A 15961-nucleotide genomic window follows, 5' to 3' on the forward strand; every position below is an offset into this window, starting at 1 on the left:
AATTATATGCTTGTTCAAATTTTTATATACCATATGAGTCTTTAAATTTTATTTCTTCATAGGATAAACATCTACTTTGTCTGCGGATATCCCAAATAAATCTACAACAGCATTTGTTATACTTAATTTTATAGAACCATTTTCAGCTCCTTCAGCAACTATACATACTCCTGTCACCTTAGGTTTATACTTTTTAAGAATTAATGGAGATTCCTTATCTCCGTCTTTAGACATAACAACAGTATCCCCATCTGAATCCTGTGTAGTAGTTCTCTTTCCACCAGAATTATCTGTTTCATTAATAACAGATGTAGACTTATTAACGTTAAATGCAGGAACCTGCTCCTCTCCACTTGAAAAATACATCATTATTTGCACTTTACCTACTCCATCCATTTGCTCTAGTGTACCTTTAAGCTTGTTTTCTACACTTGTTTCATAATTTTGAATATTGTCACTGTCACTTTCTCCTTGAGTCTTCGTCTCTTGTTTTTTGCTATTGTCCGGCTTTGAAAAACTATCTGCGCTATTAAAAAAACTAGACACTATTACTATCAATATCCCTATAAGCCCAATTATAATGATATTAGTAAATGCATTCTTTTTTTTCTTTCCGTCTTTAAAATAATCTATTAATTTTTTGAAATCCATTTTATCCCCTTCCCCTATAAGTTTTTCACGTTATTTTAAAGTTTATATACATTTATATTTTTGTCTGGTACTTTAATTTCGCTACTTACAAAGTTTTTTATTCTCTCCTCTTCAACGTTATCTAAACTTTTGGCTGAAGTAGTTTTTTCATTACTTTTTCCTATTTGTATTTTATTTATTTTTTCTATTCCCTTTTCTTTTACTCCAATACTTATAGATTTTATTACAAACATTTGACTATCCTTATCCATATCAACCTCAACACTAGCTGAATAATCTGCATCTGGAAACTTTTCTTTAAGTAGTTTAGTGCACGTATTCTCTAAATTTTCTTTAAATTGCTCTTTTGTATTTTCCTCATCCTTTTTTTTATAAGCTTCAACACTGCTTTTATAGTTGCTCACTTTAAAACTTTCCTCTGCTTTATTTATATACCCATTTATGTTTATATTTTTATTAAATATTTTTATTATAGGAGTCATTATTACAGTCATTAACATTAAGCCCATAACAAACTTACCATAACTCTTCATCTTATTGTCTGGAAGTATCATTTCAACAGCAGTAATAAATACAACAGCAGTGCATATTGTAATAATCCAGCTTCTAAGCCAAGCTATCACCTTCTATCACCTTCTCACAATTTATAAAGGTTTACCAGCAGCTATTATTATTGATATCATTATAAAAAACATTACAGAAACCCCTATAAGACATGATGCAATTAATATAAGAGTATCTCCTGCATTTGCTATACACTTAACAATTCTCCCATCACTTATAGGCTCAACAAGGGCAGCTGTAAGTTTATGCATAAAAGCCAAAATAAGTATCTTAATTACAGGAAATATCATCATAACAACCAGTATAATAAGTCCTATAGTTCCAACAGCATTTTTAAGCAAAACACTATAGCCAGCTACAGTAGATACTGCATCAGATAGGCATTTGCCTACAATAGGCACAAAATTATCAACTGCAAACTTAGCCGTTTTAGTTGTAATTTCATCCATAGCCTTTGAATTTATGCCTCTTATTGTTACTATTCCTATAAACACAGTCATCACAATTCCTTGAATCCACATTACAATCTGGTTAAGAAGCTTTGCTAATTGATCTATTTTATAATCTTTGGATAAGTTATTTACAAACTGAAGCACAAAAGTCATTATAATAATTGGTATCAATATGTTTTTAAATATGGTTATACTGATGCTTATAGATAAAAGTATTATAGGATCTAAAGAAGCAGATTGAATAACGCTTCCAGATCCAGCAAGAAGCGCCAGCAGTGCTGGAATAAGAACATTCATCATATTATTAATGTCCTCAATGCTTCCTCTTGCTAAAGTTACCCCTGTATAAAAACTTTTTGAAATAATCATAATAATAACAGAATAACAAGCAAAATAGGCTATGTTTGTAACACTTTCCGAGGAAAATGCTTTTTGAAAATTAGTAAGCAAAGCACAAATAATGCAAATAATTATAAGCATAGATATAAGCTTAATGCTCGAAATAATATCTCTAACAGAATATGATAAAATTGCCTTTAAAAGCTTTGAAAATGATATACCTCCAGAACCATTTTTTATATACTCCTTAACATAAGTTGCTATATCAACATCTTTTAAAATTTCATATTTATCTTTTACATTAGACATATAATTATAAAGCTGATTTATCTGCTCATCATCACTAAAATTACTTTTATCCTTTGCTTCTACAGTTGATTGACACATTGATATAATTACAGTCACTATTAACAATACATAGATTACCTTTTTCATAAACCACACCTACATAAGCTTTAATATTGAATCAAGCAGTCCCATTAATATCGGAACAGCTAGTACCAATATTAGTATTTTACCTGCAAATTCAACCTTAGAGGCTATATTACTCTCTCCAGAATCCTTGCATATTTCACTACAGAAAGATGCCAAATAGGCAATACCAAGAATCTTAAACACAGTAGTTAAATAAACAAAATCTATATTGGCTTTTAATGCAAGCTTTTGTAAAAGTCCCAAAACTGCTGTTATTTTAGAAAGCATAAATATAAAAATCAAGACACCCACAATAACACTTATAAGCACTGCTATTTCACTTTTTTGATTTCTAAAAACAACCGTTATTATAAGCGCTATAAAAGCAAAAGCTACTATTTTTACAATTTCCATAATAACCACCTACAACTGAAACATGGTCTTCACCGCAGTAAATAATTTACTTATAAGATTTATTACCATCATCAGAATTATAATTATTCCCGCTAAATTAGTTATTACAGCAAAATCATCTTTACCACTTGATTTTAGTATTTTATCTATTATAATCATCAAAATTCCAACAGCTGCAATTTTGAAGATAAGACTCACATCAAGCAACTAACACACCTCCTACACAAGCATAATTACAAGCATAGCTCCTACACAAAATCCTAAATATCTGTACATCTTAACACTTTTTTTCATAATTTCTTCTGCATTTTTTATTTGCTTTTTTAAATTTTCAATGGTAAGTTCAAATACCGCAATTTGCCCATCTATATCGGTTTCTCCAAGACTCTTTGATAGATTTAATATTATCAACTTGTCTTCTTTAATAATATTCATATCTCCGCTGCAAATTTTAAATGCACTTTTAAAAGCATCATACACACTATCAAAATTTCTACCCAAGAGATTAGAAGAAATTATTTTAAAAAATGAATTTAAAGGTTCATTAGTTTTATCAGCTACACTCATCAAAGCCTCAACCAAAGGAGTATGAGTATATATTATTTCGTTTCTAAGTTGATATATACACGCCTCAATTTCGTTAAGCTCTTTTACTCTATTTTTAAACTTTTCAGCATAAATAAATCCTGCCAGTGTAGATGTAATTAAAACAATCATGCAGCCGAAAATCTTTATCACCCTTAAAAGCTCCCTTCTTTTGCAGCACTCTTAAAATCATATATATATTTAACACTTCCTGCACTCTTTGATGAATCTAGTATTATGGCCTTTTCAAATATATTGTTTTGAGTTATATCCTTAAAGACATCTCTGCTATATAAATCTTCAATTCCAAATCCATGAATAGTTGTAATTATATTTACACCGCAATTAACTGCCATAAGTACACTTTTCATATCATCATAAGTTCCAATTTCATCACAAACTATTACCTCAGGAGCCATACTCCTTATTGCCATCATAATTCCTATGCTTTTAGGACAGTTGTCCATAATATCTGTTCTAATTCCTATGTCCATTTGAGGTATTCCATTTGCGCAGGCCCCTATTTCACTTCTCTCATCTATAACACTTATTTTTTTTCCAACCAAGCCTATATCTCTTATGCCGCTGGATAAATTTCTTGTAATATCCCTTAAGATTGTAGTTTTTCCGCATTTAGGTGGAGAAATTATTATTGTGTTAAAAACTCTATTATTTAATACAATATTCTTCATTAATTCATTTGAACAGCCTATTACTTCCCTACATACTCTTATATTTATGGAAGAAATATTTTTTATAGTTTTAACTCTTAAGCCTTCCGTAACACATTCGCCGCAAATTCCAATTCTATGTCCACCTTTTATAGTCACATATCCTTGCCTTAACTCTTCTTCAACAGCATAAATAGAATATCCACTCATTTTATTCAATATTCTCTTCATATCATCTTCTGTTGCTTTATACTGACTTACATATTCATTCCTGCCAACTTGTACAATCAGAGGCTTGTTTACTTTTATCCTGATTTCCTGCAAGTCAGGATATCTTTTTATGACGCTTATCTCATTTCTTATTTTTTCAGGCAGTATAAAAAAAATATTATCTAGGTTAACCAATCTTTCATCCTCCTTTCATACTTAATTTCTATTTATAAAAATTAGAAATTATTACAAAAAATAAAAAATGCATAGAAATTATAATTAATTCCTATGCATTACACAGCAAAATAAACAAAGTTAAAACTATTTATATTTTTTGCTTTAATTTCATATAGAAAGCTTAATAGAATTATCCTTGAACTCTTTCCATATATTCTCCTGTTCTAGTATCTACTCTTATTATTTCTCCTTCATTTACAAATAAAGGAACTGGAACTATTGCCCCTGTTTCAAGAGTTGCTGGCTTCATAGCATTAGTTGCTGTATTTCCTTTTACTCCAGGTTCGCATGATGTTATTTGAAGTTCTACAAAGTTAGGAGCTTCTACTGAAAATGCTTCTCCTTTGTAGAATTTTATTGTTGCAAACATATTTTCTTTTAAGAACTTAATTGCACTCTCAACTTGTTCAAAGCTTAAAGGTATTTGCTCATATGTTTCTTGATCCATAAAATAGTATAGTGAACCATCTGTATAAAGATACTGCATTTCTTTTCTTTCTATTACAACATCCTGCAATTTTGCTGTTGGATTAAATGTTGTTTCTGTTACTCCTCCAGAAATAACGTTTCTTAATTTTGTTCTAACAAAAGCTGCTCCTTTACCAGGTTTTACATGTAAAAAGTCGATTACAGTATAAACTTGTCCCTCAGATTCAAATGTAGTTCCCTTTCTTAAATCTCCTGCTGATATCATTAGGTATCCCTCCAAAATATTAATTCATTATATATTATTACATTTTCGTGTGAAATTCATACAAAATTCTATATGCATATTAAATTTTTAGGTGATTTTGATATAACTTCACAACTATCTTTTTTAACTAAAATTAAGTCTTCTATTCTTACTCCTCCAAAGCCAGGTATGTATATTCCTGGTTCATCCGTAACAATCATTCCTTCTCTTAAAACAACATCACCTCTTGGACTTAATCTAGGCTCCTCATGTATTTCTCTTCCTACTCCATGACCTAAACCATGCCCAAAATTATCACCATATCCATAGGATGATATTATATCCCTGGAAACTTTGTCTATAGCCTTGCAAATTATACCACTCTTTATCACCGGTATAGCTGCCTCATTAGCCTTAAGCACTATATCATAAATTTCCTTCATCTTATCGCTTGGCTTGCCTATTACTATTGTCCTTGTCATATCTGAACAGTAATCTTCGTATATGCATCCAAAATCTAAAGTAAGAAAATCTCCTTCTTCTAAAACCTTATTTGTTGCTTGACCGTGTGGCAAACATGATCTTTCACCACTTGCAACTATAGAAGGAAAAGATAAGTCCTTTGCTCCCATTTTTTTCATTGTAAATTCCAGTTCAAGTCCTACTTCTCTTTCTGTCATTCCTTTTTTTATGAAAGTAAGCATATGCTCAAAAGCTTTATCTGCTATATTAGCAGCTTTTTTAATCTTTTCTATTTCAGTTTCATCTTTAATCAATCTAAGTTCCTCAACTATACCATTTAATGGTACAAAGTCACATTTTAAGCTTTTCTTATATTCACTATAAGTTGAGAAGGTAAGTACATCTTCTTCAAAAGCAAGAGTCTTTATTCCAAGCTCTTCTGCCATCTTTCCTAAAAATTCTGAAAAGGTAGTATTATATTGAACCACTTCATAATCTTTGACCTGCTGTCTTGCCTGTTCAGTAAACCTTGAATCCGTTATAAAAATAGCTCTATTTAATGTAATTATAGAAAAACTTTCATCACCGGTAAACCCACTCATATAATTTCTATTAGGATCACCTACAAGTAATACTCCATCAATATTTTTACTCTTCATGGCATCTCTTAGCTTATCTATTCTACTTTTATACACTTTAACGTTCTCCCTTCAACTCATACACTATATACAGCTCACGAAACAATATCATTGACTCATAAATGGGTTAATGTTAAAAGTTGCATATAAAAAGTGCTTATTAAATTTGATATATAATTATACATAATTCAAAGACACTATACAAATTCACTATAGTGCAATTTAATTCACAAATACAGACAATGATATTTTATCAAAACTTATAAATATTTGCAAATTTATTTTCATTAATTTTTAATAAAGTGCATAAAATGATATATTATATATTAATTCACTTACCTATAGCGCTTAAAAACCAACTGCATTTTAGCACCTTCATCTTGAGGATTTTTAACAATAGTAATCTGATTAATTTTTATTAGGATCTTTTCTTGCCTGAGGCTATTGGCTATCTCATTTATACTTTGCATATTACCATTTACCAAAACATTTATATATGCATCCTTATTGTCGTACTTTATTTCCTCAACCTTTAATTCTTTATGCTTTTCCACTGTACCTAACATTTCGCTAAGTTTAATTTCATTAAATTTTTTCACGCTAATTTTATCAGGCATCTTTATAACATTATGTTTAGCTTCAATTTCATCATTCACTATAAAAATGCCACTAAGTGAAAAAATCAATATGAATATCACTGCAATTTTTAATTTCAAATACCTTTCACCTCTATAATCATACTATAACCATCATTGCCTTGAGCTTTTGATAAGCTTGTTATAATTAACCGTGAATCCTCCTCTATTTTTCTAATACTTTCTTTTAGATCTTCCTTTGACGAAAAATCAACTTCAACAGTTCCTTCCTTTATTGAAATACTGGTATAATCTTTATTTTTTATTTTCTCAGAAATTAATTTTAAAATATCTACATCTTTAAAGTCAGCTTTAATATTATCTTCTTTATTTTGAACTGTAATACTAGTTTCTTGTTTTTCTGCAGCTTTACTTCTACAATCTAATAATTTAAAATACAAATTCATTAAACATACAAAATTTATAAAAAATAAGATTATAATAGTTGAATTAGCCAGTTTATTTCTTAAGCTCTCTCTCTTTTTCCTTATTTCATAGGGCAAAAAATTATTTTTCTCCATATACTTTTCCCCTTATACTATAATTTTGGATATTTTATTTAAATCTATATCTTTCAAAAAATTTATCTGACCATATTCTTGAAGGAATTTAATAATGTTTGTATCTTTAATACACTTTCCAATGATATAAATTTTATTGGTTAAACTTCCTTTTTCACAATTTGAAACAATGAAATTTTTCATTTTATTATATTCTTTATCTTGGAGCATATCATATACCTCATTTGCATAGATATTATTATTTCTTACACACATTATATAATTGTGAAAATTATATTTGAATACTATAAAATAATCTTTTTCCTTTATAAGCTTTTTATAATAATTTAAAACACACATTTGAATCAATCTTACAGCTTTTAGTTGCTTATCTTCTACAAATTTATCAATTAAATTTAACTCTTCTGATCTAAAATAAAAAACAATAACTTCAATAGTATTAATCGATTGCTTAATTTTTTTATAATTAAATACAAAGCTTTCATTCCTATATAGATAATTCAATTCATTATTTATAAGTTCATATAACTTACTTTCGCTAACCTTTGGAAATTTAAAATATTTAATATATATTTCTTCACCTTCAATTACTATATAGGCTTTTTTACTGTTTAAACTAATTCCCACATTTTTATTATTCATGTTTTTGAGAATTTGTCTATCAACTTTAAAACTCGTTCTTTTCTTTATGCTTTTAAATTTCCCCAAATCTATTTTTGTTACTTTATCTCCATTTACCATATAAATTACATTCAAATAATCACCTTCTATTTAATAAATTAATGTTAAAATTAGATTTTTCACTTTTTAGTACTGATCTTTGGAAATCTATCATATACTTTTTTCTTTGAATTTCTATTTTATATATGGCAAGAACTAATATTACACACAGTCCTCCTACAATAAGCGCATATACTATGCTGTAACCTGAGGATCTGGAAGTTTTAAATTGAAACACCTTCTATATCTCCTTCCATCTTTACAAGTTATAAAAATATAAAAAACGTTTTTATTCTTTAAAACATTAAACTCTTTTATTTTTGTCATCAAGTTATTTGAAGTTACTTTTACATTGCCCTCATAGTAATCTATTACAACTTTTTCTGAATAACGATTAAACACTATACTATTATAAGAATTATCACTTTTTATTACTTCAATCTCATCGTTTTGAAGTATTATTTTACCTTCCCTTAATAAATTATCTAGTATAATCATTCCTTCCGAAACGTATGAGTCTTGATTTTCAATTTCACTTTCTTTTAAGTAACCTTTCATAAAACCACTTAATATTGAAATACTAAAAACGGCAAATATACTAAAAATTAAAATCGAAGCAATTAACTCCACTATTGTAAAGCCCCTACATTTTTTTACTTTGTAAATGTGCATGTATAAACTTTTTCCTTTCCATAAAATTTAACGTACATATTTAGAGTAATCATTAAAGCACCATCTTTCTTTTTTAAATGCAAAATAATATATGGAAATTTATTCAAATCATTTTGTGCTAAAAAAATAGAATTTACATCAATTATAGAATCATCATTTTCTATATCTTTTCTAGAAACATAAAGCTTTCCACTAGACTGTAAACTGCATATTTGTTCTACAGATGTATTCGAAAGCAATTCATTTTTTACAGCCTCCAAAAAATAAGTGTATTTTACAGTTTCATAGTTTACTTTATTCAATTTAATTTCATTTATCTTTATTTCAACTGCAAACAACAGTAAAATTGAAAATAAAAAAACTGAACATAACGCTTCTATTAATGTGAATCCCTTCCTAACCTTTAATTTCAACATAGCCTGTTCCAACACAAATTGTAATTATGTGAACTCCTTTCCTTAAGTCTACATACTGAATTTTGCATGCATCTGAAGTCATTCCGTTTTCATCTATGCTAATTTCACCATGACTTTTTTGAAGAGGATATACTTTAAATCCTTTAGGAAAGTAAAACTTATCTATACATTTATCCAGACCTTTATAAAAAATAAATCTATTTAAAGAAGCATCTATAAAAATCTTCCCTTCTAAGTTTCTACTTCTACAATACTCTCTGCTGCCATTAATAAAATTTAATATTTGATTATTTACGTATTTGCATTCCATTTCACTTTTTAATCCATTGTAGTTCTTAACTGCTGCAATTCCTATAGAAGATACAACAATAGCTATACTTACTGTACAAATCACTTCAATTAATGTATATCCTGATTTAGCTTTTCTTAAAGACATAATTACAATCCTCTCCATTTATCTGAACTTCATAATTTACATCCTTGTATTTAAAATCCACATTTATGCTTTTTTCATCTGAAGGTTCACATACACTAAAATTTATATCCTTAATCTTAAGATTTTCACTTAAACACTCCTCTACATCTTCTTTTATAAATCCATCCTCTTTCATATAACTCTCCATTGCAGATGAAAATACTAAATTTGCTGTATCCTGAGCTTTTGCTTCATAAGTTTTTTTAATATAGCCCAAGACATTTGGAACTAACATTGAACTTAATATTAGAATTATAGAAATAGTGGTTATTAATTCTATAAGCGTAAACCCTTTAGTTTTATTCATTAGCTATATTCCCTTCTATATAGAATTCATAATATTTATGATAGGCATCATTACTGAGATTAATATTGCACCTATAAAAATAGAAAGAACTACAATCGTAAGAGGTTCAAATAAGCTAACAACTCTTTTCACCTCATTATTTATTTCCTCCTCATAAATTTCAGCAATATTAATTAAAATTTCATCTATATTGCCACATTCTTCTGCCATATAATACATATCTATGGTGAATCTAGAAAACACATCTACATTCTCAAAGCTTTCTCCTATTCCCTTTCCGTTTTTTACATTAACAATGCATTTCTTTATGGAATTTTCAGCATATACATTTTCTACAGTTTGTGCCGCTATATTCATAGCTTCTATAATAGCTATTCCACTTTTAATTAAAATTGAAAGTGAAAAAATGAATCTTCTACTGATCTCCTTTCTATAAACATTGCTTATTACAGGAATTTTAAATTTGATTTTATCTAAATTTTCTTTGAAAACTTTAGATTTACGCATAATTTTTAATACAAAGATTAATAGGCATAAGATAATTAGAAGAAAAATGAAATGTTCTCTCAAAAAATTGCTTACATTAACAATTCTTTGGGTACTTGCTGGAAGCTTACTTCCTAATCCACTTAATACTTCAGAAAATTTAGGAATTATGTCTATTACTAAAAATATAGTTAACATTATCATTAATATAAGTACAAGTAACGGGTAAATTATCACGTTCTTTATTTTCCCTCTGGTTTTATATATGTTTTTATAATAAGCTCCTATATTTTTAAATATAATATCTAAATTTCCACTTTCTTCCCCTACTAACACCATCTCTTTAAAAAAATATGGAAAACTATCCTTACAGCGAATTATACTTTCGTATAAGGTTTTACCATTTTCTATATTGCTTTTTATTATGACTACATTCTTTTTTAAGGTTCCACTAAATTTAGTAGACATAATATTTAAGCATTCACATATATTAAACCCAGCCTTTAACATATATGACATCTGATTTGAAAAAAAATATATATCTTTGCTGCTTATATTTTTCATAAAATCTAATATTTCTTTTTTCTTTCTGTAAATTATAAGATAATAATCCTTTTCTCTTAGCTTAATGGCAAGCTCCTTCTTATTATCTGTTGTAGAGTATCCTTTTATCTTTTTACCTTCACTGTTTATTGCCTCATAAATATAAACCATAGAAATCACTTCCCTATAAACTATCTTTAATTTTTATAAATTCCGTAAATGTGGTTTCTCCTTTTTTTACAAGTTCAGCAGCATTATCCTCAAGCAGCTTCATGCCCTTACTCAAGAAATAATTTTTTAATTCTGTAGAAGCTTTTTCTTTATAAATTATCTCTTTACTATCATCATCAAGTTCCATTATTTCAAAAATTGCTTTTCTTCCAGAATATCCTGTAAAATTGCACTTTGAACATCCTTCGCCCTTATAAAGTTTATCTTCAGCTTTTAATTTTAATATTTCCCTTTCATAATTACTTGGCTTATATTCATGCTTGCAGTTACAGCATATTTTTCTTACTAGCCTTTGAGATATTACACCATTAAGGGCATCACCAATTAAATATTTTTGTACCTTCATATCACTTAGTCTTGAAACAGCTGAAAATGTGTCATTGGTATGCAGTGTGCTCAACACAAAATGTCCTGTTATTGCTGCCCTTATAGCTATTTCTGCTGTTTCTTCATCTCTTATCTCACCAACCATTATTACATCAGGATCTTGCCTTAAAACATTTCTTAAGCAATTAGCAAAGGTTAATCCAGATTTATCGTTTACACTTATCTGATTTATTCTATCAATTACTATTTCAACTGGATCCTCAATGGTAATTATATTTTGTTCAATACTATTTAACTTTTTTATCATAGAATAGAGTGTGGTTGTTTTTCCACTTCCTGTAGGTCCGCAAAGAAGTGTTATACCATGTGACTTTTTTAATAGCTTCATAATTTGCTTGCTTTTATTCTCAGTAATTTCTTCAAAGGTAAAAAAAGATTTATCTTTGTACAATATTCTAATTACAAGTTTTTCACCAAATAAGGTAGGCATTGATGATACCCTAAAATCATAGTTATTTTCTTCATTTTTATATTTAATTCTTCCATCTTGAGGCAACTTTTTTATTGTAATATTCATTTTTGCCATTATTTTAAACCTTATAAGAACCGCTTCATATGCTTCTCTAGGAATTTTCATAAGTTCACTTAAAATACCATCTACTCTAATTCTTATATAAACTACATTTTCAAACGGTTCTATGTGTATATCGCTAGCCAATCTAATTAAAGCTAATTTAATTATAGAATCTGTAAGACTAACAGCCGGAGCATAGTTTTCTTCATTATTTTCATAGGCTGCTCTATTGTCCTTTAAAGCTCTCTCATTTTTTATATCTCTTATGGCTTTTTCACCAAATTTGATATTGGAATACATATTTATATAGCTTTTTATCTGACTTTTTTCTCCCTTAAATATAATTACCTCTTTTTTAAATATAAAAGTTAAATCTTTAACTATATTTAAGGACAATTCCTTATACGTTGCTATATGTATACTGTTACTTTTAAAGCAAAATGGAAAAATTTCATATTTACATATAACATTCATATCTATATTATTGAAATCACTTTCGCTAATTTCATACTCATCCAAATCGACGTCTTTCAATGCGTTATATTCATCCATGTAAACCTCCTGTGAAACATGTGTTTTTATATATTATTTACATTATTGTAATTTTTAAACTTTAACTTGAAAATATTTTATATATGTAATATTGTTGAGTAGATAGTCATGTAAATGGTATACTATAAGAAGAGCAACTGAAGTGAAAGGAATTGATATATATGGCACTTGACGGAATATACTTACATGGAATTTTAAATGAATTGAGAAACAAACTTATAAATGGAAAAATAACAAAAATAAATCAACCTGAAAAAGATGAAATAAACTTAACTATTAGGACTGCCTCTTCAAGCAATGTAAAGTTACTTATTAGTGCTAGTTCTTCATACCCTAAAATACATATTACTAATTTAAATAAAACCAATCCCATAAAGGCGCCAATGTTTTGTATGGTACTACGAAAACATATTATGAATGCCAAAATCGTAAGCATTGAACAGCTTACAACTGATAGGATAATAATAATAAACGTTGAAAGTGTAGATGAACTGGGTTTTAACAGCATATATCAATTATTTATAGAAATAATGGGAAGGCACAGTAATATTACTCTTATAAGACAGAGAGATAATATCATAATGGATAGCATAAAGCATTTAACTTTAGATATAAATAGGTATAGGACATTACTCCCAGGTTTAGAATTTACATACCCACCTGAAAGCCCAAAGCTAAATCCATTAAATTTTTCATTTGAAGATTTTCAAAATTATATTTCAAATAAACAACTAAGCAAAAATGAAAAAATGTTTTCTAGCTTGTTTACTGGTGTGAGTTCTACTCTTTCTAAAGAACTTCATTTTAATGCTAAAGATACTGAATCTAATAAAGAACTTTACTCCTATTTAACGGAATTTTTCTCAAAAATAAAAAATAACGAATTCTGCTTTTCATTATATTCATACAATAAATCGGTAAAAGATTTTTACTGTACTAAACTTAATTATCTAAGTGGAATGGATGAAAAAATTTATGATTCACCTTCTGAACTTCTAGAGGACTTCTATGCTGAAAAAGATAAAATCGATAGACTTAACAACAGGAGTTCGGATTTGCAAAAAATAATAAAGAACAATATTGAAAGGTGTATAAAAAAAGATGAGATTTATACAAAAAAACTAAAAGAATGTGATAACAAGGATATATATAGAATATATGGTGAATTATTAACCTCGAATATATACTCAATAAAAAAAGGTGACAAGATTACAAAGGTTTTAAACTATTACAGTGAAGATAGTGAGTATATCGATATTAAACTAGATGAAAACAAAACTCCATCTGAAAATATTCAGGCATATTTTAAAAAATACAATAAGCTAAAAAAGACTGAAGAAAATGCTCTAATTCAAATGGAAAACAACAATAATGAACTTGAATATCTACAATCAGTGCTTACAAATATAGAAAATAGTGAAACTTATGGAGAAATTGAAGAGATAAAAAGAGAGCTTATTGAAACTGGATATATAAAATTCTCCAAGAAAAATAAGGCCAAAAAAAGTAAGCCTTCAAAGCCTATGCATATACAATCAAAAGACGGTATAGATATGTACATAGGCAGAAACAATTATCAAAATGATTATTTAACTTTAAAATTTGCCGACAAAAGGGACATATGGCTTCATACAAAAAACATACCCGGATCACATGTAATAATCAAAAATTATGGTTCCGTACCAGATAGTACACTTGAAGAAGCCGCAGCCTTAGCTGCTTTTTACAGTAAAGCAAAGGAATCTTTAAATGTTGCAGTTGATTATACAGAAGTTAAAAACGTAAAAAAGCCTTCTGGTGCAAAACCCGGAATGGTTATATATTATACGAACAAAACAATATATATAAATCCTAAGGCACCTGAAATAAAAAAATAGATAGGACTTAGTCCTATCTATTTTTTTATTCTCTTTCTGAAAGACTCTTCTGAGGAAGTATTAAATTAAGTGCAATTCCTACTAATGTTGCAAGAGCAACTCCACTTATTTCTACAGTAGAACCGTTAAATGGAAACCTAACTGATGCTCCACCTACACCCAAAACTATTATTACAGAAGTAATTAAAAGGTTTCTCTTTAGGGAAAAATCTATCTTATCTTCTACAAAAATTCTATATCCTGAAGATGCTATTATTCCGAATAAAAGTATACTTACTCCTCCAATTACGCACATAGGCATATTTGAAAGTAGCGCTGCTACAGGTCCAATAAATGAAAGTATTATTGCAATTACTCCAGCAATTCCTATTACCCAAACACTGTATACTCTTGTTATAGCCATAACACCTATATTTTCTCCGTAAGTTGTATTTGGAGGCCCACCAACAAGACCTGCAAAAATTGTAGCAACTCCATCGCCTAAGATTGATCTATGAAGTCCTGGATCCTTTGTAAAATCTCTGCCAACTACACTGTTAGTTACGTAAATATGTCCAATATGTTCTGCTATTGTAACAAAAGATACCGGTGCCATTATAATCATTGCATTTAAATTAAACTTTGGTGTCATAAAAGGCGGTATCTCAAATAATTTTGCACTTAAAATAGTATGTATAGTCTTATCTGGTATTACTCCAAAACATAATGCTGCTATATAACCACATATCATGGCTACAAGTATTGGAATTACTCCTAAAAAACCTTTAAAATACATTGAACCAATAATTCCCACAAGAAGAGTAATTACTGCTACTGCAATCCAAGCCGTTCTTGGAACTCCCTTAGTTATAGCATAAGATGGATTTAAGCCTGCCCAGTTTATAGCACTACCTGCAAGACTTAATCCTATTACTATTACTACTGAACCAACTACAACAGGAGATAGTATCTTACTAAGCCAATCACTTCCTGTAAATTTTATTATAGCTGCAACCATTAAATATACAAGACCTGCACAAATAACTCCAGAAAGCATTGCATTTGCTCCATAATTTTTAGATGCAATAACCATAGGTCCTATAAATGCAAAAGAAGAACCTATATAAGCCGGAAGCTTTGCTTTAGTGCATAGTATATAAAGAAGTGTACCAATTCCACTACAAAATAATCCGATAGCTGGATTCATTCCTGTTAAGATAGGCACTAAAATAGTAGACCCAACCATAGCAAATAAATGCTGAAAACTAAGAGGTATGGTTTTTAAAATCGGTAATTTTTCCTCTACATCTATATATTTTTTCATAAAATTCCTCCA

General features: G+C 28.6%; 20 protein-coding genes. 1 reads left to right on the forward strand and 19 read right to left on the reverse strand.

The annotated features are described in order from the left end of the window. Window positions 1-48: 48 nt before the first annotated feature. From spoIIIAG to ACJDT4_RS14225, 18 genes are all read right to left on the reverse strand, one after another. On the reverse strand, window positions 49-651 hold the full coding sequence (gene spoIIIAG / locus ACJDT4_RS14140) for a stage III sporulation protein AG (protein ID WP_406788219.1): 603 nt from the start codon (window positions 649-651) through the stop codon (window positions 49-51). 35 nt (window positions 652-686) lie between these two features. Then, window positions 687-1274 (reverse strand): stage III sporulation protein AF, encoded by a 588-nt coding sequence (gene spoIIIAF, locus ACJDT4_RS14145; protein ID WP_406788220.1) that lies wholly within the window; start codon window positions 1272-1274, stop codon window positions 687-689. Between the two features lie 21 nt (window positions 1275-1295). After that, complete coding sequence (gene spoIIIAE / locus ACJDT4_RS14150; protein ID WP_406788221.1) at window positions 1296-2441, reverse strand: stage III sporulation protein AE; 1146 nt, start codon at window positions 2439-2441, stop codon at window positions 1296-1298. A 9-nt stretch (window positions 2442-2450) separates the two neighbouring features. Next, window positions 2451-2834 carry a stage III sporulation protein AD gene (spoIIIAD, locus tag ACJDT4_RS14155; RefSeq protein ID WP_406788222.1) on the reverse strand — a complete coding sequence of 128 codons (384 nt, stop codon included), beginning with the start codon at window positions 2832-2834 and terminating at the stop codon, window positions 2451-2453. A 9-nt stretch (window positions 2835-2843) separates the two neighbouring features. Beyond that, entirely contained in the window at window positions 2844-3041 is a 198-nt protein-coding gene (spoIIIAC, locus tag ACJDT4_RS14160) for a stage III sporulation protein AC (protein ID WP_231015035.1), read from the reverse strand. 12 nt (window positions 3042-3053) lie between these two features. Beyond that, the gene (spoIIIAB, locus tag ACJDT4_RS14165; protein ID WP_406788223.1) at window positions 3054-3572 is read right to left on the reverse strand and encodes a stage III sporulation protein SpoIIIAB; all 519 of its coding nucleotides are present in this window, start codon (window positions 3570-3572) and stop codon (window positions 3054-3056) included. A 2-nt stretch (window positions 3573-3574) separates the two neighbouring features. Next, window positions 3575-4495 carry a stage III sporulation protein AA gene (gene spoIIIAA / locus ACJDT4_RS14170; RefSeq protein ID WP_406788224.1) on the reverse strand — a complete coding sequence of 307 codons (921 nt, stop codon included), beginning with the start codon at window positions 4493-4495 and terminating at the stop codon, window positions 3575-3577. A gap of 172 nt (window positions 4496-4667) precedes the next feature. Next, window positions 4668-5231, reverse strand: a complete 564-nt coding sequence (gene efp, locus ACJDT4_RS14175) for an elongation factor P (protein ID WP_406788225.1) — start codon at window positions 5229-5231, stop codon at window positions 4668-4670. Window positions 5232-5299: 68 nt separating this feature from the next. Then, window positions 5300-6367 (reverse strand): M24 family metallopeptidase, encoded by a 1068-nt coding sequence (locus tag ACJDT4_RS14180; RefSeq protein ID WP_406788226.1) that lies wholly within the window; start codon window positions 6365-6367, stop codon window positions 5300-5302. A gap of 278 nt (window positions 6368-6645) precedes the next feature. Beyond that, window positions 6646-7026 carry a hypothetical protein gene (locus ACJDT4_RS14185; protein WP_406788227.1) on the reverse strand — a complete coding sequence of 127 codons (381 nt, stop codon included), beginning with the start codon at window positions 7024-7026 and terminating at the stop codon, window positions 6646-6648. After that, entirely contained in the window at window positions 7023-7466 is a 444-nt protein-coding gene (locus ACJDT4_RS14190) for a hypothetical protein (protein ID WP_406788228.1), read from the reverse strand. The genes ACJDT4_RS14185 and ACJDT4_RS14190 overlap by 4 nt, the downstream gene beginning before the upstream one ends. 12 nt (window positions 7467-7478) lie before the next feature. Then, window positions 7479-8222, reverse strand: coding sequence for a hypothetical protein (locus ACJDT4_RS14195; RefSeq protein ID WP_406788229.1), 744 nt, complete (start codon window positions 8220-8222; stop codon window positions 7479-7481). Between the two features lie 159 nt (window positions 8223-8381). Further along, entirely contained in the window at window positions 8382-8858 is a 477-nt protein-coding gene (locus tag ACJDT4_RS14200; RefSeq protein ID WP_406788230.1) for a type II secretion system protein, read from the reverse strand. Continuing rightward, complete coding sequence (locus ACJDT4_RS14205; protein ID WP_406788231.1) at window positions 8840-9274, reverse strand: prepilin-type N-terminal cleavage/methylation domain-containing protein; 435 nt, start codon at window positions 9272-9274, stop codon at window positions 8840-8842. The genes ACJDT4_RS14200 and ACJDT4_RS14205 overlap by 19 nt, the downstream gene beginning before the upstream one ends. Next, window positions 9255-9710 carry a pilus assembly FimT family protein gene (locus ACJDT4_RS14210; RefSeq protein ID WP_406788232.1) on the reverse strand — a complete coding sequence of 152 codons (456 nt, stop codon included), beginning with the start codon at window positions 9708-9710 and terminating at the stop codon, window positions 9255-9257. The genes ACJDT4_RS14205 and ACJDT4_RS14210 overlap by 20 nt, the downstream gene beginning before the upstream one ends. After that, the gene (locus tag ACJDT4_RS14215; RefSeq protein WP_406788233.1) at window positions 9691-10056 is read right to left on the reverse strand and encodes a prepilin-type N-terminal cleavage/methylation domain-containing protein; all 366 of its coding nucleotides are present in this window, start codon (window positions 10054-10056) and stop codon (window positions 9691-9693) included. Before ACJDT4_RS14215 ends, ACJDT4_RS14210 begins: the two co-directional genes overlap by 20 nt. Window positions 10057-10071: 15 nt before the next feature. Then, entirely contained in the window at window positions 10072-11256 is a 1185-nt protein-coding gene (locus ACJDT4_RS14220) for a type II secretion system F family protein (RefSeq protein WP_406788234.1), read from the reverse strand. Window positions 11257-11269: 13 nt separating this feature from the next. Continuing rightward, on the reverse strand, window positions 11270-12769 hold the full coding sequence (locus ACJDT4_RS14225) for a GspE/PulE family protein (RefSeq protein ID WP_406788235.1): 1500 nt from the start codon (window positions 12767-12769) through the stop codon (window positions 11270-11272). A 161-nt stretch (window positions 12770-12930) separates the two neighbouring features. Between ACJDT4_RS14225 and ACJDT4_RS14230 the strand changes: the two genes are divergently transcribed. Beyond that, a complete protein-coding gene (locus ACJDT4_RS14230) occupies window positions 12931-14646 on the forward strand; it encodes an Rqc2 family fibronectin-binding protein (RefSeq protein ID WP_406788236.1) in 1716 nt (571 codons plus the stop codon). A 25-nt stretch (window positions 14647-14671) separates the two neighbouring features. On the opposite strand, the gene uraA is transcribed toward ACJDT4_RS14230, so the two are convergent. Next, window positions 14672-15949 carry a uracil permease gene (gene uraA / locus ACJDT4_RS14235; protein WP_406788237.1) on the reverse strand — a complete coding sequence of 426 codons (1278 nt, stop codon included), beginning with the start codon at window positions 15947-15949 and terminating at the stop codon, window positions 14672-14674. Window positions 15950-15961: the final 12 nt, after the last annotated feature.

It is taken from the genome of Clostridium neuense (assembly GCF_045310695.1).
GTDB classification, from domain to species: Bacteria; Bacillota; Clostridia; order Clostridiales; family Clostridiaceae; genus Clostridium_S; species Clostridium_S neuense.

Excerpts from the sequence above, each read along its gene's own strand:
- spoIIIAG (WP_406788219.1), bottom strand. The coding sequence starts at position 651 with ATGGATTTCAAAAAATTAATAGATTATTTTAAAGACGGAAAGAAAAAA.
- spoIIIAE (WP_406788221.1), bottom strand. The coding sequence starts at position 2,441 with ATGAAAAAGGTAATCTATGTATTGTTAATAGTGACTGTAATTATATCA.
- spoIIIAD (WP_406788222.1), bottom strand. The coding sequence starts at position 2,834 with ATGGAAATTGTAAAAATAGTAGCTTTTGCTTTTATAGCGCTTATAATA.
- efp (WP_406788225.1), bottom strand. The coding sequence starts at position 5,231 with ATGATATCAGCAGGAGATTTAAGAAAGGGAACTACATTTGAATCTGAG.
- ACJDT4_RS14190 (WP_406788228.1), bottom strand. The coding sequence starts at position 7,466 with ATGGAGAAAAATAATTTTTTGCCCTATGAAATAAGGAAAAAGAGAGAG.
- ACJDT4_RS14200 (WP_406788230.1), bottom strand. The coding sequence starts at position 8,858 with ATGCACATTTACAAAGTAAAAAAATGTAGGGGCTTTACAATAGTGGAG.
- ACJDT4_RS14205 (WP_406788231.1), bottom strand. The coding sequence starts at position 9,274 with ATGTTGAAATTAAAGGTTAGGAAGGGATTCACATTAATAGAAGCGTTA.
- ACJDT4_RS14210 (WP_406788232.1), bottom strand. The coding sequence starts at position 9,710 with ATGTCTTTAAGAAAAGCTAAATCAGGATATACATTAATTGAAGTGATT.
- ACJDT4_RS14215 (WP_406788233.1), bottom strand. The coding sequence starts at position 10,056 with ATGAATAAAACTAAAGGGTTTACGCTTATAGAATTAATAACCACTATT.
- ACJDT4_RS14220 (WP_406788234.1), bottom strand. The coding sequence starts at position 11,256 with ATGGTTTATATTTATGAGGCAATAAACAGTGAAGGTAAAAAGATAAAA.
- ACJDT4_RS14225 (WP_406788235.1), bottom strand. The coding sequence starts at position 12,769 with ATGGATGAATATAACGCATTGAAAGACGTCGATTTGGATGAGTATGAA.
- ACJDT4_RS14230 (WP_406788236.1), top strand. The coding sequence starts at position 12,931 with ATGGCACTTGACGGAATATACTTACATGGAATTTTAAATGAATTGAGA.
- uraA (WP_406788237.1), bottom strand. The coding sequence starts at position 15,949 with ATGAAAAAATATATAGATGTAGAGGAAAAATTACCGATTTTAAAAACC.